The following is a 17452-nucleotide window of genomic DNA, read 5'->3' as shown; positions in this document are numbered from 1 at the left end:
TTATAGATTCTTAATTTTATCAACCGAAATAGTAACAGGTACGGTAGCCCCTTTATCACGTTTGATAATGTAATCATGTAGTTCTTTTGACTGGTATGCCTTTACAATTTTCAAAAAGTCTTTATCGTTTTTATCCTTTGTACGTGCTGCAATGACATTGATATAAGGCATTGCTGCTTTATCATTTGGATCTTCTTTATAAAGCGGATCTTTTGATGGATCCAATCCTGCCTGTACGGCAAAACCATTGTTAATCACAGCTCCGGCAACATCGTCTAATGATCTTGCTGTTTGTCCAGCGGCAATCGGTTTAATTACTAAGTGTTTTGGATTTTCTTTAATTTGATCAATGGTTCCTTTAGGGTCAAAGTTATCTACTAGTTTGATTAGCTTTGCAGATTGTAAAAGTTTAAGGGCACGGCCTGCGTTTGTTACATCATTTGGAATCGTAATAGTTGCTCCATTTGGTATATCGCTTAAATTTTTGTATTTATTTGAGTAAAGTCCCATTGGTGCAATAACGGTTGATCCAATTGCTGCGATATCCAAGTTATGATCTTTCTTAAACTGATTCATGTAGGTGATTGTTTGAAATGCATTTAAATCAAGGCTTCCATCATTTAATGCTGTATTTGGTTGAACATAATCAGAAAAAGAAATAATTTTTAACTTAATGCCGTCACCTTTCACTTGTTTTTGAATAATTCTCCAAAGATCACTGTCATCACCATTGATGCCAATTTTAATCGTACGTGTTTTTCCATTACTTGATGATGCGGAACTAGATCCACATGCTGATAATACAGAAACGGTTAAAACTAATGCTGCAAAAATAACAAAAAACTTTTTCATCCTCTTTTCCTCCTCACATATCTTGACCATGAATTTCCTAAACTTTGAATTAGTTGAACTATAACGACAAGCAATACAACGGTAATCACAATAACAATAGTGATAAATCGTTGATATCCATATGTAATTGCTAAGTCTCCCAACCCGCCTGCACCAACGGCACCAGCTGCTGCCGTTGATCCGATTAGACCAATCGTCGCAGTGGTAAACGAAAGAATTAAAGATGGTATGGCTTCAGGAAGGATAAATTTCGTGATAATTTGAAATTTCGTAGCCCCCATTGCATATGCCGTTTCCAGCACCCCTTTATCTACCTCCAGCATCGAATTTTCTATTAATCTAGCTAAATAAGGTCCAACAAAAATCGATAAAGGGACAATTGCGGCTGCTACTCCGATTGAAGTTCCCGTTATGAGCCTTGTAAAAGGAATAATTGCAACTAGCAAAATGATGAACGGAACGGATCGGACAATATTGATAATCGTATTCAAAACAGTAAAGACTGCTTTATTTTCCATAATGTGCCCCGGTCTAGTCACAACTAAGATAATGCCTAATGGCAATCCGATGATGGTTCCAAAAATGAAGGAACCGAGCACCGTCAGAAACGTTTCTTGGCACGCCTGCAAAAACTGCGGCCAGAAAAACTCCCAATTAAGCTCCATGTGGTAAAACCTCCTTCACCTCTATACCATTTTCTAAAATAAATTGAATAGCCTTTCTACTCTCTTCCTGTGATCCTTCCAGTGCAACAAACAAGTTTCCATATGGTCTATCCTGCAGCTCTGTTATGGACCCGTACAGAATATTTAAGTGAATATCAAATTTCTTGGAAACCTCCGATAATAATGGATTTGCTGCTCTGTCACCCAAGAAGACAAGTCGATAAAACTTGCCGCTTGAAAGTGTTTTGGAAAGACTAGGCGGAACTTCATTTTGCAACACCGTATTAACAAAGTTGCGAGTAATCGTTTTTTGTGGATTGGTAAATACTTCATATACTGTCCCTTCCTCTACGATTTCGCCATTATCAATAACCGCTACCTTGTCACACAAATCTCGAATAACACTCATCTCATGAGTGATTAAAACAATCGTGAGGTTATATGATTTGTTTACTTTGCGCAAAAGCTCCAAAACATTCTTTGTTGTTTCAGGATCGAGAGCGGACGTGGCCTCATCACAAAGCAATAAATCCGGATCGGTGACCAATGCTCTTGCTATACCGACACGCTGCTTTTGCCCGCCAGACAGATGGCCAGGATAAACATTTTCTTTCCCAGTAAGACCAACGAATTCAATCAATTCTTTTACTTTTGCCTGAACATCTTTCTTCTTTTTGCCTTCCAAATATAGCGGCATGGCAATGTTATCAAAGACCGTTTTAGCAGAAAGTAAATTAAAATGCTGAAAAATCATACCGATTTTCCTGCGGGTTTTACGCAGCTCCTTTTCATTTAATGACATCAAGTCCAATCCATTAAGATGGATTGTCCCCTCTGTCGGTTCTTCCAATCTATTTAGGCATCTGATTAAAGTACTTTTTCCAGCCCCTGAAAAACCAATGATCCCAAAGATGGATCCTTTATCGATTGTCAAATTAATATCTTTTAATGCATGAATCGGCGGCTTCCCTGGATAAACCTTTGAGACATTTTTAATTTCAATCAAGTTGTCATTCCCTCCTAAGTGAATTTTAATCAAGTAAACTGATGAGATAACTTGGTTTTAGAATTAATTTGACGGCCTATTTTCATGAGTTTCCCCTTTGAAAAACCAAAAAACCCTTCCTCTTATCCATATAAAGATAAGAAGAAGGGTTTATATAATAAGCCGTTCTACTTCTTATCTTTCAAATCGATTTCTCGATTTGCAGGAATTAGCACGGTATTTGCAAAAATAGCAAACCCGTTGCCGAGGTTTCATCGGGCCAGTCCCTCCACCTCTCTGGATAAGTAATAGCGTTTTTTATTTAATTTTTGAACTTGCAAGACTAATAATATTGCGATTTTTAAAATAAGTCAAGAGTTTTTTGAAACTTACGGTTTAATTAATAATTTTTGCTTTAAGTGGGAGATTGACTTAATGATGGCATAGCTTAATGGAGATGCAATTATTGCCCCACCAATGGAATATATGATCACCCATTTGATGATATCGTCAATATTATAAGAACTAGGATCTATGAATATATTTCGATCATTAATTAAAAAACCTATTAGAATAATAAAAAGCGAGGAAAAAAAGCTATATATCCAGAGCTTTGAGCCCGGGATAATCGGTTTAACTTTAAAAGTAATGAATAAATAAACTAAAATAGATTGGACAATGGATAGCTTAAATAAATCCGGAAACCACAAATAAGGTATCATTCCAATGAAAAGAGACCCAATTACTGATATTACAATGCCTGCCGCTACACCAATAAGTAATAACATAATCCACCCCCTAAAGACAGCTTATGAACATTCATATAATAACATTAGTATTCACGTAATTCTAAATTTACTTTAATTTACTACTTACAAATTATATAAAATTAACTAAAAAAGGTTAAAAGAACATCCGCTTGTTCTTTTAACCTTTTTCTATCTATTTACTCGCATATTCCCGCTGAAATCCATAATTCAGCATGGCAGTCGAATCCTTATAAACCCCTTCCTTGCTTGAATGCAGCACTACAGATATAAGGTTTTTCCCATCTCTTGTCGCGGATGACACTAAGCAATGTCCCGCCTGATCGGTAAAACCTGTTTTAATTCCATCTGCTCCTTGAAAGAAGTTGTCACTGCCTCGGTTTACAAGTTCGTTTCGATTGTAAAAGGTGAAAAAGGAATCCTTGTAGGTTTCCTCACTGACAATTTCACGGAAGACTTGATTTTTTCTTGCCTCTCTTGCAATGATAGCCAAATCCTTTGCAGTAGAATAATGATTTGGATCGTGAAGCCCATGAGGATTTACAAAATTCGAGTGGGTTGCCCCAATTTCCTTCGCCTTCTCGTTCATTAACCCTGCAAAATAGTGAATCCCTTCCTCTGGACTCATATTCGGTTTCCCACTATCTTTCTTGGCGATATAAATAGCAATCGTTCTTGCAGCATCATTTCCGGATGGAAGAAGCATTGCTCGCAAAAGAACCTTTAATGGAATCACATCACCTCGTTTTAGACCGGCTGAGCTTTCATCAGTAGTTCTTAAGGAAACTTCATCCCCCACCCGCACCAGATCATTCAGATTTCCTTTATCAAGCGCAACCAACGCAGTTAGGATTTTCGTGGTGCTAGCAGGATAAAGGCGTTTATTTTCATTTTTTGCAAATAAAATATTCCCGTTATCCTCATCCATCAGCACTCCTGCTTCCCCTTGGATCGGCAGATTTTCTGAATTGGAATGGATGAAATTCAACTTCATGTTTTTTCCCATATCAAAATGCTGAAATAGAAATATACCTCCTATGACCGCTATAAGGACAAAGATCTTCTTCAAATCCCTTTCACTCCCCTGAAAATTTTCCCATATTAACTTTAACGGAAATTACTTAAATGCCGTGTAAGGATTTCTAAAGAAAAGCTTAAAAAAAGCTAATGATGTGAAGGTTTGAAAAAAGCCATCCTTTAAGACAGAAAGAGATTACCTGCTATTCGGCAATCTCTCCATTGGAAGCATAATTTTAAAATTGGTTTCATTCTTGTTGCTTGTTGCCTCAATCGTTCCATTGTGGAGCTCCACGATGCTTTTCGTGATTGCTAAACCGAGCCCGGATCCACCTGTATCAATGGAACGGGATTTTTCCACCCTATAAAACCGTTCAAATATAAACGGCAAATCCTCCTCTGGTATGGGATTCCCGTAATTCACTACTTCTGCAACTACCATGTTTTTTTCTTTTCCAACCCTTATATCAATGCATTTTCCTTCTTTTCCGTATTTCAGTCCATTTGAAATTAAATTTTCGAACACTCTTACCAATTTATCTCCATCTGCTTCAATAAAAATACTCTCAAATTCACTTTTTAATTGAATTTCCATTTGTCGTTCTTCCAGCTGCGGCAAAAATTGCGCCGAAACTTGGGATAAGAGCTGAACTAAATCAATCCTTGCATACTCGAGCTGGATGGTACCAAAGTTTACACGAGTATACTCAAATAAATCGCTCACCATTCGATCTAATCTTATTGCCTTATCAAAGGCAATGGACACATAGTAACGGAGCTCGACCTCATCATTATATCGATCCTCCTCAATGAGCCTTAGATATCCCATAATGGATGTTAATGGTGTTCGCAAATCATGAGAAACATTTGTAATTAGTTCGTTTTTTGCCTGAACAGCTTTCCGTTCCTCCTTAATGGATTTCTGCAATTGAGAGGATATACTGTTCAAGTTCTGGGCAATATCCCCGAGCTCATTTTTCGAATAAACCGGAACATGAAAATGAAAATCTCCTTGTGAAATTTTGGATGTTCCATCTAAGATTTGGTCAAAATTCTTTGCCCACTTTCTGCTTAAAACCAGAATAAAAATCAAAAATAGAATGCCGCATACCATATATAAAATTTTATGAAGTCCAAGGAAATTATTTAAATAATACAGCCTTAATAAGACAGAGTATGAGAGAAAATGCGTAGCTCTTAGGATGTAGGCGAGAAATAAAAGTCCAAAAGTAACAGCTGCGGATAAAAGTGCACTTAATGCAATCAGCGTTAAAATCCTTAATTGGATTCTGGCAAGAAATCTATTCTTCAATTTTATACCCTACTCCCCAAACTGTTTTAATCAGCTTATACCCCAGCTCCTTCTCTAATTTTTCCCGGAGATTGCTGATATGAACCATGACGGTATTATTAGAGGCAAAGTATTTCTCTTCCCAAACTCTTTCAAATATTTCCTCCGTACTAAAAACTCTGCTTCGATTACTTGCAAGTAAGTAAAGAATTTCAAATTCCTTTGACGTAAGTGTAATTGGTTTCCCATTATGAAGTACCGTATGGGAAGCTCTATTAATTTCTAATGAATTAATATTTAAAAGGTCGCTTTGCTCCTCCTGCTCCACTTGTTTGAATTGATAGGAACGGCGAAGTAATGATTTTACCCTTGCAATTAATTCCAATGGATTAAAAGGCTTAATCATATAATCATCTGCACCCGTCATCAATCCAAGCACCTTGTCCATATCCTCTGCTTTTGCACTCAGCATCAAGATTGGAACGGTATTCGTTTCTCTTAGTCTTCGACAAACCTCCATCCCGTCCAATTTCGGCATCATTAAATCTAAAATGATCAAATCAATTTTCTTTTGTGCAAACATATCTAAAGCTTCCTCACCGTCATATGCCTTAAAAACGGTAAATCCATCATTTTGCAAATAAATAGATACTAGGTTTACAATTTCCTTTTCATCATCTACAACTAATATATTTTTCACGTTTATCACCCAATATAATTATACTATTTTATATCTAGACTACCATTTCATTCCCATTATCTCCATAAACTTTTTTAGAAAAAAGTGAATCAAAATTCTTTCTTTTACGTCTAATGTTCAGATTATTGGAGGAGGAATACGTCCATGGTAAGTTCAGACCAGTTGCTTGGAGATTTATTCCATGAATATAGCGATTTAATTTATCGGTTTATTTTGTTAATGGTGAACAGCCGTGAGGAAGCAGAGGACCTTACACAAGAAGTGTTTATTAAGGCGTGGAAAATTGATTTCATCGCGGGTGTCCGTAAAAGATGGTGAACTACGAGTAAAGCAGGAATAATGAAGGAAGGCCAAGCTGTTATAGAAGTTTGGCCTTATTTATTTTATCGTTTCATTCGATTGACTGAATTATTTTGAGTTATGACCGAATTATTTTGAGTTATGCCTGAATTATTTTAAAAAGAAAACGCCTGAATTAATTTTACAAGGAAGGAATTTTGCAAATAAATAGCTTTATATAATGGTAATTTGGTATATAATTCGTCTAATTTCTGATTCCAATAGCAAGAAAAGCATTCAAATATGCTTTTGTTCTGTTAAACTCATCCTTCAAATCACGTATTTACCCAGTCAAATTAAATATATTTCAAGAATAAACTCCTAATATATCTAATATTTTGACGCAGCCTTCATTAAAGCAGGAAAAAATAAAGCGAACAAAATAACTCCCACCGGTATACTAATCCAAATGTCACTATAGCTAATCATATTCTTTCGCCATACAACCTTATAAAACCATAAACCATACGGAATTAGAAAGAAGATAGATGTTATCACACCAGGGGTATATCTTCTTAGTAAAATTGCTTGACCGATATGTGTAAAAGAATGCAGAAATAAAACAGCGAACAAGCCTAAATAAAACCATTTGTAAAAACCCGTGAATCCATTAAGAAAAACAAAAAGAGTGGCCAATGAAATAATAATAAATTCAGCAAAAACTACAATAGAAAATTGATCGGTTTTCATCGCAAAATTTTTTTCAAAAAAGTTCTTGGCCCGTTTCGGTAATTTATGAACGAGATCCTGTTTATTTTTAGCAATCCACTTCTCCACTACAATGATTTCTTCAAAATCATGAATAGCAAAGATAATTGGAAACAGCCAAACTAGCAAAATAATTAGTTTATCGATATAAATCTCCCCCCAAAACGCTTAATGCCCGATAGCTTCCTCCAGCCTTTGAATAGCTGCGATACTGAATTCCCAATTGATATTTGTATACTTGTGGCCTTGAGCATTTTTGCTATCATCATTTAATCAATCCGTTCTCTACACAAAGTTCTCGTATCTGTTCGGCCACCATCTCAAGATCATCAGATACTTGCGGAATCACATATCCTACAAACAAAGGCGATACCGGAAATCGAGGAATTATTTTACAACTAATAATATTTTCTATGTGATAGAAGAATAGATTATAACTTTCACAACGGTACGGGGCATGATGCAACAAATATTGAACAGCTTTTTGAATAAAATCAGCCATTCGATTCATTTTGTTCCGGTCATACAAATTTACATTCATTTCGCGAAAACCCATAATCGGTTTGGTTGAGATATTAAAATCAACAGATGGATCTCTATAAATCGTAACTCCCTTAAAGTTCTCAGTCTTAATATTTTTCTTATAATCGACGTCTTTCAGCCCGACAATTTGCATATGAGGATGCCTAATGGTGCCGCCGGACAATGGCCCATGATTTTTATAAAAGAGAACGGATGTAAATTTACCGCTATTCTCTAGCTCTAACCAATGACGGACTCCAAACTTTATCACTTTATGTAAATGTTCTTGAGTATATTCCGACAGCTCGCTATTACACTCATCTGTTTCTATCAAAACGGTTTGTAGCGTATTTTGTAAAGTTGGGTATTTATTTTTTAAAAAGATAATGGAATCCTGTTGATCGATAATATTCTCCAATTCTTCCACATTACAGAATGGACATGAAGTTGTCTTATTCGTTACGGTTACAGGCTTTTGTTTTCCGATTTGGGATGTAAAATATAGCTGGGTTTCCATCCAATCACCTCATTCATCTATGTAAAATGTTCTCTTCAGCTCTACTATATTTAAACTCCATTTAGATTTATATTCTACAAGTAAGTGAGTACTCCTTTTTCCATAAAAAATATCTATTTTATTGAGCCGAAGTTTATGAAAGGAGATATCCGTAAAGTGGAGAATTCTTATAGCAATGAAATTTTTAAATAAAGGAGCGAAAATAGCTTGAAGGAATATAAAATAAATACTTATGACGAGGCTGTGCAAGTTGTTAAAGAAGTTGGGATTCTTCCCCTCGCCTCATTCATCCCTGATTTCCCTTCCCTTGACACCATCACGTTGAAGCAAAACTGGCACACGGGAACAGAATTAGATCCATGGCTATGGCGGGCACAATTTCCTGTTGATGGAATCGCAGCTTACGGAAAGTTTATAAAGAAAAAAGCCATTCTCATATCTCGTGAAATACTGCCTTTAGTCAAGACGGTCCTAGGAAGCGAGTACTCCGTGAAGCAGCGTTATGAAGATGGAATGATATCTAAAGAGGCGCTTGATTTATACTCGATTATTAGCGAAGAGGAAGGAATAGATACAAGGGTTTTACGGGTAAAAGCTGGTATGAAGGATAAAGAGAAGAAAAAGTCATTTGAACATGCCTTGCAAGAATTACAGGGAACCATGGATATCGTGATCTCCGGTACAAAACAAAAACAAAACGAACTGGGTGAGATAAACGGCTGGAGCAGCACTTCCTATGAAACAATGGACAACTGGTCAAGGAAAAATAATGTTGTTATAACCGGAGTTAAGAAGGAAAAGGCAAAAGAAATGCTTAAAAAGTATTTTGCAGAAAAATGCAGCACGGAATCCATGAAAGCTTTAGCTAAAATTTTTATGTTTTAATAATGAAAAATGAAAGCCCAACAATAAAATCATAATAGTTTATACAAATTTCATTTCCTACAAAATAGGGGTAAGTTCGTATCTTGGAACGAGATTTAATACATGCAATACCTAGAGGATCATTAAACTTACCCCTGACAGGATTAACCTTCTCTTTGATTTATTTTTACTACTTACGATCATCCATTTTTTGCTCGGTTGGCTCTAAGCCTTGTATTTTAAGGCTTACCTATTTTTAATAAAACTAACATCACTTAAAAATTTAGTTCACAATCATGATGCTCCCAGATATCATATAGATTTCCGTCCATATCTTCTAAGGTAAAAAAGTTACCATTCTCGCCTTCATAGCTTATTTTGCTGACTAATAGTTGCTTTGACAGCAGCTTTTCATGAAGACTTTCTATATCATTTGTATAAAAAGTAGTTACCCATTTTTTTCTTCCACCCACTTCAAATACTGCTCTTGAATCATGATCACTTTTAATTAAGTGAAGAATGGGCCGATTTCCAATAAATAAACTTAATGACTCTTCCATTTTATGTCTAATATTAAAGTCCAGATGTTCGACAAACCAATTGGCTGATTTCTCTAAATCCGCTACTGGAATCACGTTATATGCGATACCTAATACTTTTCCTTCTTTGTCTTGGGAAATCATTCATTTTTCCTCCTTTCATCTTATAAATCTAAATTCTACAAATAAACGGATTCTTCCTCCAGATTATGTAAAATTATCCCCCAGCAATTGCTAAATAACAGGGTCCATTTGTTCAAAAAAAGGATCGCCACCGCAATCCCTTCGTTTTTACTTTAAATTAAATATTCCCTTCCCAGTCTCTATATTGATTGGCAATGATGAATGCTCATGTTTAATGTTCCATGACTCATTTTCTTTTTTTAAGCCGAATGTAAATCTATTAGTAATCTGACGAAGTTTCTCCCCCGAATCTTCGTTATGAGCGGCGAATGTAACAGCACCATGAACGAAAGCAATATACGAATCTGCTTCTACTACTAAATCATTAAAATCTACTTTGAGAAAAACACCTTCATCACTCAAACTATTAAACCACTCCGTCGCCTTTTCCCTCCATGCGGAAATACCAATACATTCCCAGTTCTCCCAGCAATCATAAATATGAATGTCAGAAGCGTATGTAGATAAGAATTTCTCCACATTTTTTTCATGAACCGCTGATTGATAATTTTCAAGCACACTCTGAACGTTATGAAAGACAGTACCCATAACCACATCCCCTTTGCTACTAGTTTTTTTCACTATTCCCATAACCCATTTTCCTTTTCAATTCATTAAAAAAGCTATCTTGTATTAACGCAATAACAACGCAAAGTGGTGTAACTTTCATTTACGTTTTTGAAGATTTTTCTTCATAAGAGATGCTACTTGTATATTTTCTTGATCAGAAGAGTTTATTCGGAATGCGACAATTCCTTTACTCATTCCCTCAATAAAATGGGGATCTACCTCATATAATTTGTATGGACTATCCGCACACCTACCAAACCTCATTTTTTGTTTACTTCCACAAAAAAAGTACTTCTCCTTCTTCTGGAGAAGCACCCGCTAGTTATTCATAATATTGATTTATAAAATCCTCTCTAATAAAATCCCCACTTGTTCTGCCATCACATTAGGGGGAGAAGGCATTCCATCCTTTAACCATGATTCCACTACCCCAACATAAGCATTTCCAACAAATTTAACCATAACATCTTTACTTAGGCCATCATTTTTTCCAGTTGTTGTGTCCACCTCATCCTTGAACTCGTCAATAAGAAAATCAAGAAACTTACTGCGAAAAGAAGGTGCTCCTTTACTTGCCAACATGGTCGAAAAGAATAAGTAATTACTCTCAAAGTATTCAAAAAAGACTATAGTAGCATCTACCCATTCCATATCACATGCCCATTCGCACGCTTCCCTTAGATTATTTATATGTTCTTCCATCAGTTTATCCAACAGATCAAATTTATCTAAGTAATGAAGATAAATAGTTCCTCGATTCACATTCGCTCTATCGGCAATATCTTGTATCGTAATTTCATCAAAGCTTTTTTCTGACATCAGTTCAAGCACTGCTTTTTTTATTGCTTCCTGAGATTTAATTATTCTTCTATCCACTTTCGACATTATATAGTCACCAAACTTCCGTAAGATAATCAACAATTTTAAGTGATTTGTTCAGTAATCAACGGATTTTAATATTTTAACCATTGAAAGCTTTCTTGTTCTTTTTATAATTATAGACATATGTTGATTAATCAATCAATATTGAATATTTTTTGCATCTATTATTTTATAAGAATGGCTTTAAGCCTAAAATATACGAATTATAAGGAGGAAATAATAAATGTCATTATTAATAGATAAAGTTGTAATCATCGCCGGAGCCTCAAGCGGTATTGGTGAAACCACTGTCCGCCGATTAACAGATGAAGGTGCGCAGAAATTGCGGTAGCCATCGAAGCCATTACTCACTTATCATTTTATGCCGGATGGCCAAAAGCATGGTCTGCTTTTAGTTTAGCGAGGGAAGTTTATGTTGAGGACTAAATTTTCCCTTTAGTTACAGGGGGTTAACTTCATCTAGAGAATGTTCATCGCTTTGTGCGAATAATTTCATATCCTAAGCGGACATAGAATCCGTTATTCTTATTAAATGTCCCTATTTTAAGGGGGAAGCGGACACAGATTCCGTTATTCACGAAAAAACACAAGGAAAACACTGCGTTTTGACAATATAACGGATCCTGTGTCCGCAAACATAAGGAATTAACCCATTTTGTCACAAATAAGGGATCCTGTGTCCACCAACCAAATCAGTACACATTTGGTCTCTAAATTCCACAGAAAAGAGCATAAAAAATAATCGAGCTAACCAGAATGAATTTTTTTGAGGGGTGAATTGTAAAAAATATGAGTAATACCTTTAAAATTTATATACTTGCTTTCATTACCTTTATAGTCAGTACATCGGAGTACGTTATCGCAGGCATTCTAGATAAAGTCGCTGCCTACTCTAATGTATCGGTATCGTTGGCTGGACAACTAATCACAGTATTTGCAATTGCCAATGCATTCGGTTCTCCACTTGTCATAATGGCGACGACAAAATTGAACCAGCGTATATTATTAATTCTTTCACTATCATTAATGGTAATTGGCAGTATTATGACAATCAGCCTTCCTGGCTTCGGCTTTCTAATCGTTTCTCGCATTATACTTGCAGTAGGCAGCGGTGTTTTTGCTATCGCGGCTAAAACAGCCGCTGCAAAACTTGCGTCACCAGGACAGCAGGCAGGAGCTATTGGTACCGTTATAATTGGATTCAGTGCGGCTCTCATCGTCGGTGTACCAATTGGTCGTGTTGTAGCAACTGCATATGATTGGAAAGTAATATTTGTGGGCATCGGTGTTCTTAGCTTGCTTGCAATCTTCACTGTCATTTATATGATTCCCGCCACAAATAGCGATGTGACTGTTCCTCTAAGCAAGCAACTCGTTTTGTTAAAGAACCCCAAAATCTTAATGGGTCTTGGTGTAACGTTTTTCTGGCAATTAGGATATGCAGTGCTTTATTCATATATCTCCCCCTTCCTGCTAACCGTTACATCTATGAGCGGTCGAGAGGTGAGTATTGCCCTCTTCGCCTTTGGTCTCGCTACTTTAATAGGTTCCAAGTTCGGCGGATTCATGACTGATCGGATTGGAATTCCGCGATCACTTATTGGTGGCATGGTCATTCATGTAATAGCTCTTGTGTTATTATCTACAATTGCTAAATCAACAATTACTGCTATACCGCTGCTTATGTTATGGTCCTTTTCAGCATGGTCATCTGGTCCTGGTCTGCAGTATAACCTGGTCTGGCAAGCTCCAGAAGCGTCGGGAATCTTACTAAGCCTGTACGGTTCCTTTATACAGTTAGCCATAGCGGCAGCCGCTGGAATTGGCGGCATCGTCACAAAAAGCTCATCGATTCTAACCGTCAGTTGGATAGGTGCCGCATCTGTCGCGATAGCTATATTTATTGCAATGGTTTCATTTAGTTTTAAGAGTAAAGGAATGAAGAACGAAGAAATCGCATAATGGAGGTTTTATTACGGAATATCGCACAGTGCTGAACAGGAATTCAAGTTTCCAATTTTTATAAAGCATAAAATAAACATAATAATGTATGACCCCCTTCCTAACGTTGGGGGTTTTTCTTTATGTTAAAAAAATAGTTCAAAACCTTTCGAGTTAATTTTTTCTATTAAAAAGTTCTAATTTGAACATCACCAGCCCCACTTTCACCATTTTATAAAAGATAAATCTACCACATCCAAAGTCATCAGTCTTAGGTCTTAGATAAAAATAAACCTGTGAAAGGATTTAACGATAAATAAACGATGCTATACTCTGTTTGGCAGGTAAGGAAATTACTGTTATTTTATTACGACTAATAACAAACAAAGAGAAAAAAGTGGAAGGGGTTATGTAGATTTTATGAAGTATTTAACGAAGTGGTCCTTTCGAAATAAGGCTGCCTTAATTGTCATGACCGTTTTAACGTTGGGGCTCGGGATTGGAAGTTATTTTATTTTGCCGATGGAGTTGATGCCAGAAGCTGACAATCCTCAGGTAACGGTTGCGACTATAGGGCAAGGATATAATTCACAAACAATGACTCAAGAGGTTACGGAACCAATTGAAAGTGCAGTAGCAACCATTAAAGGCAAAACCGATGTATTATCTACTACGGGTGATGGTTATTCACAGGTGAACATCTCCTTTGATTCAAAAACAGATATGAAGGAAGCGAAAAAACAAGTAGAAGATGCTATGAATAATTTAAAGCTTCCAGATAATGTATCGAAACCAAATATCATTCAGTATGATACCTCGATGATTCCCGTTGCAGAACTTTCTATTGCCTTCGATAAAGGCTCCAGGGAAGCAAACCTTCAAAAATTAGAGAAAGAGATTTTGCCTAAGTTCGAGAGTATTAAGGGAGTAGGCAATGTCGCACTATACGGCAAGGATAATCCTCTTGTAGAAGTGAAATTGAATTTAAAAAAATTAGCCGCTAAACAGCAATCAATAAATTCTGTTATGAGTTTATTACAAGGACAAAATCTTTCTGTATCTTTAGGTGATAAAAGCATTGATGGGCAAATGAGTAACCTTAAAGTAGTAGGAAAGATTACAAGTATAGATGAACTAGGAAATCTTGTTCTTCCTTCTACAGTACCAGCTGCACCGGCAGTACATTTAAAAGATGTGGCTGATATTCAAAGAAGCAATGGGCAAGAAGGAATCTCCCATGTCAATGGAAAAGATGCAATGGCTATTTCTATCACTAAAGAAAGCAATGCTAGTGCAGTAACGGTTGGAAAGGAAATAAAAAAAGTTGCAGAGGATATTAATAAATCCGGTACAGGAGAACATGCAGAAATATTGTTTTCGAGCTCGAAAATGGTAGTTGACTCTGTCAATAGTATGCTAAGAGAGGTATTATTAGGAGCTTTATTTGCGACCATCGTCATCGTGCTATTCTTAAGGAATATTCGTTCAACCTTGATCACCGTTGTATCCATTCCACTTTCACTAGGACTTACTTTGCTATTACTTTGGCGCTCCGGTATCACGCTGAACATCCTTACATTGGGAGGAGTAGCGGTAGCGGTTGGACGGTTAGTAGACGATAGTATTGTGGTGGTCGAGAATATTTTCCGGAAGACACAGAAGGAAGGCTTTTCTAGAGAGACTGTTATGCAAGCTACGAGTGAAGTTGGTAAGGCAATTACATCCTCTACACTTACGACTATTGCCGTGTTTTTACCGATGGGTCTGATTCAAAGCTCATTAAAAGCGTTCTTGTTGCCATTTGCATTAACGGTTACTTATTCCCTTTTGGCATCTCTATTAGTTGCTTTAACGGTTGTTCCGTTAATGTCATTTGGTCTGTTAAAAAAGGCGAAACTTCCAGAACATAAAGAACCTAAGCGTTATATGAATATTTTAAAATGGAACCTCAATCATAAATGGGTACCAGTACTCTTTGCAATTATTGTGTTTGCAGGCTCTATTACCCTTTATACCGTGCTTCCAAAAGGTTCCGTTAGTGCAGATGATACAACGATGGTGTCTGTTACAATGACATATCCAAGTGACACACCAATAGCAAAAGTGCAAGACAACGGACTCGCTTTTGAAAATAAGCTGTTAGAGTTAAAAGGTTATCAATCTATTATCACTCAACAGGGAAATAGCGAAGAACAAGCAAAATGGGGTCAGGTATCTAATCCTACACAAACCACTTTCACGGTTATCATGAAAGATAATGCCAATGCCGATCATTTTATGAAAGATGTAAATACATTGAAAAAAGACTATCCAAATGCTGATATTCAAGCATCTACAGCATCCTTTATGGGTTCAAGTCAAACGGCAATTACCTACGATCTTGAAGGTCCGGACCGAGAAAAGCTGTTAAAGGCATCCGATGATATGATTAAGTTATTGGATGGGACGAAGGGTGTTAAGAAAGTCTCCTCCAATGCAGAAGAGAAGAAGCCAGTCTATCAATTTGTTGTGGACCCGACGAAAGCTAATACAGGGCAAATTGCAATGCAATTAAATGGATTATTGAACAAAACACCAATTGGAAATATGACAATAGGCGGAAAAGAAACCTCCGTCGTGATGGACACCGATCTTAATCCGACATCGAAAAACGATTTGGATAAGATACAAATAGCAACCCAAACAGGAATGGTTCCCCTTTCTTCTATTGCTAAAATAGAGAAGGTAACACAAAGCAGTACAGTGCTCCATAAAAATGGAAAAGAATATATTCGCATCAGTGCAGAGGTAAATCCTAAAAAGCTCTCCGTTATTTCAACCGATATAGATAAGAAGCTCGATAAGTTGAACCTTCCTAAGAATGTTAAGCTCGTAAAAGGCGGTGCAGTTACTCAGCAAGCAAGCGATTTTGCTGATTTAGGGTTAGTAATGCTGATTTCCATTGGTTTAGTTTATTTAATTATGGTTATTACATTTAAAACACTCCGGACACCTGTTGCGATTCTAATGACATTACCACTTGCTTCCATCGGCGCTGTTCTTGGTCTGGTTGTTTCGAGAGTATCCGTTGATTCGACTGCTCTTCTAGGCGCATTAATGCTGATAGGAATTGTTGTAACGAATGCCATTGTGTTAATTGATAAAATTAAACAAAATGAGGAACATATGTCCATACGTGAAGCCATTGTGGAAGCAGCAGCGACAAGAACACGTCCAATACTTATGACTGCGGTTGCAACCATTTGTGCTATGCTGCCGCTATTGTTTACACACGCTGAAGCAGGAAGTCTTGTTTCAAAAGGGCTAGCTGTTGTCGTTATAGGCGGACTTGCTGTAGCAACAGTCTTGACACTATTTATTGTTCCCGTGTTCTATGAACTGCTTTATTTCAGGAAATCGAAAAAACAACGAAAAACTGCAAAAACAGAGTTAACACAAAGCGTATAGTTTGTTAAAGAAGCTTCTCATGTGAGAAGCTTCTTTTTCGGTTAGTTGCCATGATACAGTATACGGGCATGTTCGGACTCTTAATGTTACCTTTGTTTGCAATTCGCAAGTTCCAATTAATTCCAAACTCCTATACTGATCACAAGGAACTTTTTAATTTCATTTATAAAATATAATAGCTCTAACTATTTCAAGAAAATAATCTCTCCGTCTTTTAGTGTGCATCTCCGTTCACAACCTCCTCCAAGCAGGCTTTAAAGATAATATTGCACCAAAATACTGTTGTGCAGTGGTAAAGGTAATAAATGCACAAAGCTCACTTATTTGCCCTTCAGAAAAATACTCCCTCAATATTTTAAAGGCAGAATCTGGGACATCTCCTTTTTCTTTTAAAAAGACTTCAGCAAAACCTACAGCAACAGACATTTGTTCCGTAAATAAATGAGGTTCGGGTTTCCCTTTTGCTTTACAATATTCACAACCATTTTTTTGTGCTAATGTTCTTCTAACTTGTTCCTTTAATTGCGAGGATAGAAGTCCGTCTTTTTCTAATGCTTCGCCTAACTGTGACCATGCTTCCATCACTTCTTTGTTGTGTCCTAAAAGCTTCTGAAAAGGTGTTTCTCCGTAAACTGATTCATTAATTCTTGCCATTACACAACC

18 protein-coding genes and 1 riboswitch are annotated in these 17452 nt (G+C 36.6%); of the genes, 4 read left to right on the top strand and 14 right to left on the bottom strand.

Going from position 1 to position 17452, the window contains the following annotated elements; translation table 11 throughout:
* The 7 genes from NSQ59_RS02590 to NSQ59_RS02560 form a co-directional block, all read right to left on the bottom strand.
* Window positions 1-852: a MetQ/NlpA family ABC transporter substrate-binding protein gene (locus tag NSQ59_RS02590; protein ID WP_340828987.1), complete on the bottom strand. Its 852-nt coding sequence runs from the start codon at window positions 850-852 to the stop codon at window positions 1-3.
* On the bottom strand, window positions 849-1517 hold the full coding sequence (locus NSQ59_RS02585) for a methionine ABC transporter permease (RefSeq protein ID WP_340828985.1): 669 nt from the start codon (window positions 1515-1517) through the stop codon (window positions 849-851). The genes NSQ59_RS02590 and NSQ59_RS02585 overlap by 4 nt, the downstream gene beginning before the upstream one ends.
* On the bottom strand, window positions 1507-2523 hold the full coding sequence (locus NSQ59_RS02580) for a methionine ABC transporter ATP-binding protein (RefSeq protein ID WP_340828983.1): 1017 nt from the start codon (window positions 2521-2523) through the stop codon (window positions 1507-1509). Before NSQ59_RS02580 ends, NSQ59_RS02585 begins: the two co-directional genes overlap by 11 nt.
* 171 nt (window positions 2524-2694) lie before the next feature.
* Window positions 2695-2810: riboswitch (SAM riboswitch) on the bottom strand.
* 81 nt (window positions 2811-2891) lie between these two features.
* Complete coding sequence (locus tag NSQ59_RS02575; protein WP_340828981.1) at window positions 2892-3290, bottom strand: hypothetical protein; 399 nt, start codon at window positions 3288-3290, stop codon at window positions 2892-2894.
* A 154-nt stretch (window positions 3291-3444) separates the two neighbouring features.
* On the bottom strand, window positions 3445-4338 hold the full coding sequence (locus NSQ59_RS02570; RefSeq protein ID WP_235950530.1) for a D-alanyl-D-alanine carboxypeptidase family protein: 894 nt from the start codon (window positions 4336-4338) through the stop codon (window positions 3445-3447).
* A 144-nt stretch (window positions 4339-4482) separates the two neighbouring features.
* Window positions 4483-5598, bottom strand: coding sequence for a sensor histidine kinase (locus NSQ59_RS02565; RefSeq protein ID WP_340828978.1), 1116 nt, complete (start codon window positions 5596-5598; stop codon window positions 4483-4485).
* The gene (locus tag NSQ59_RS02560; protein WP_340833123.1) at window positions 5588-6283 is read right to left on the bottom strand and encodes a response regulator transcription factor; all 696 of its coding nucleotides are present in this window, start codon (window positions 6281-6283) and stop codon (window positions 5588-5590) included. Before NSQ59_RS02560 ends, NSQ59_RS02565 begins: the two co-directional genes overlap by 11 nt.
* Window positions 6284-6421: 138 nt before the next feature.
* On the opposite strand from NSQ59_RS02560, the gene NSQ59_RS02555 reads away from it, so the two are divergent.
* Window positions 6422-6595 (top strand): RNA polymerase sigma factor, encoded by a 174-nt coding sequence (locus tag NSQ59_RS02555; RefSeq protein WP_083489183.1) that lies wholly within the window; start codon window positions 6422-6424, stop codon window positions 6593-6595.
* 351 nt (window positions 6596-6946) lie between these two features.
* Here the strand turns inward: NSQ59_RS02555 and NSQ59_RS02550 are convergent, their stop codons facing one another.
* Together NSQ59_RS02550 and NSQ59_RS02545 are read right to left on the bottom strand one after the other, a co-directional pair.
* The gene (locus NSQ59_RS02550) at window positions 6947-7453 is read right to left on the bottom strand and encodes an HXXEE domain-containing protein (protein WP_340828974.1); all 507 of its coding nucleotides are present in this window, start codon (window positions 7451-7453) and stop codon (window positions 6947-6949) included.
* A gap of 136 nt (window positions 7454-7589) precedes the next feature.
* Window positions 7590-8363: a DUF4931 domain-containing protein gene (locus tag NSQ59_RS02545; RefSeq protein ID WP_055738107.1), complete on the bottom strand. Its 774-nt coding sequence runs from the start codon at window positions 8361-8363 to the stop codon at window positions 7590-7592.
* Between the two features lie 207 nt (window positions 8364-8570).
* Here NSQ59_RS02545 and NSQ59_RS02540 point away from each other — a divergent pair, with 207 nt between their 5' ends.
* A complete protein-coding gene (locus NSQ59_RS02540) occupies window positions 8571-9248 on the top strand; it encodes an AlkZ-related protein (RefSeq protein ID WP_340828972.1) in 678 nt (225 codons plus the stop codon).
* Window positions 9249-9502: 254 nt separating this feature from the next.
* Here NSQ59_RS02540 and NSQ59_RS02535 read toward each other — a convergent pair whose 3' ends face one another.
* The 4 genes from NSQ59_RS02535 to NSQ59_RS02520 all read right to left on the bottom strand — a co-directional run bounded on the left by NSQ59_RS02535 (window position 9503) and on the right by NSQ59_RS02520 (window position 11404).
* A complete protein-coding gene (locus NSQ59_RS02535) occupies window positions 9503-9910 on the bottom strand; it encodes a VOC family protein (protein WP_340828969.1) in 408 nt (135 codons plus the stop codon).
* Window positions 9911-10057: 147 nt separating this feature from the next.
* On the bottom strand, window positions 10058-10498 hold the full coding sequence (locus tag NSQ59_RS02530) for a nuclear transport factor 2 family protein (RefSeq protein ID WP_340828967.1): 441 nt from the start codon (window positions 10496-10498) through the stop codon (window positions 10058-10060).
* Between the two features lie 117 nt (window positions 10499-10615).
* A complete protein-coding gene (locus NSQ59_RS02525; RefSeq protein ID WP_340828964.1) occupies window positions 10616-10783 on the bottom strand; it encodes a hypothetical protein in 168 nt (55 codons plus the stop codon).
* Window positions 10784-10858: 75 nt separating this feature from the next.
* The gene (locus NSQ59_RS02520) at window positions 10859-11404 is read right to left on the bottom strand and encodes a TetR/AcrR family transcriptional regulator (RefSeq protein WP_126647290.1); all 546 of its coding nucleotides are present in this window, start codon (window positions 11402-11404) and stop codon (window positions 10859-10861) included.
* Window positions 11405-12190: 786 nt separating this feature from the next.
* Here NSQ59_RS02520 and NSQ59_RS02510 point away from each other — a divergent pair.
* Complete coding sequence (locus tag NSQ59_RS02510) at window positions 12191-13363, top strand: MFS transporter (protein WP_340828958.1); 1173 nt, start codon at window positions 12191-12193, stop codon at window positions 13361-13363.
* Window positions 13364-13762: 399 nt separating this feature from the next.
* Window positions 13763-16789, top strand: a complete 3027-nt coding sequence (locus NSQ59_RS02505) for an efflux RND transporter permease subunit (protein WP_340828955.1) — start codon at window positions 13763-13765, stop codon at window positions 16787-16789.
* Between the two features lie 231 nt (window positions 16790-17020).
* Here NSQ59_RS02505 and NSQ59_RS02500 read toward each other — a convergent pair whose 3' ends face one another.
* Window positions 17021-17443: a carboxymuconolactone decarboxylase family protein gene (locus NSQ59_RS02500; protein WP_126647287.1), complete on the bottom strand. Its 423-nt coding sequence runs from the start codon at window positions 17441-17443 to the stop codon at window positions 17021-17023.
* Window positions 17444-17452 lie beyond the last annotated feature (9 nt).

The organism is Margalitia sp. FSL K6-0131 (assembly GCF_038008735.1).
GTDB classification, from domain to species: domain Bacteria; phylum Bacillota; class Bacilli; order Bacillales; family Bacillaceae_C; genus Margalitia; species Margalitia shackletonii.
This window is presented reverse-complemented; position numbering and strand designations above follow the sequence as displayed.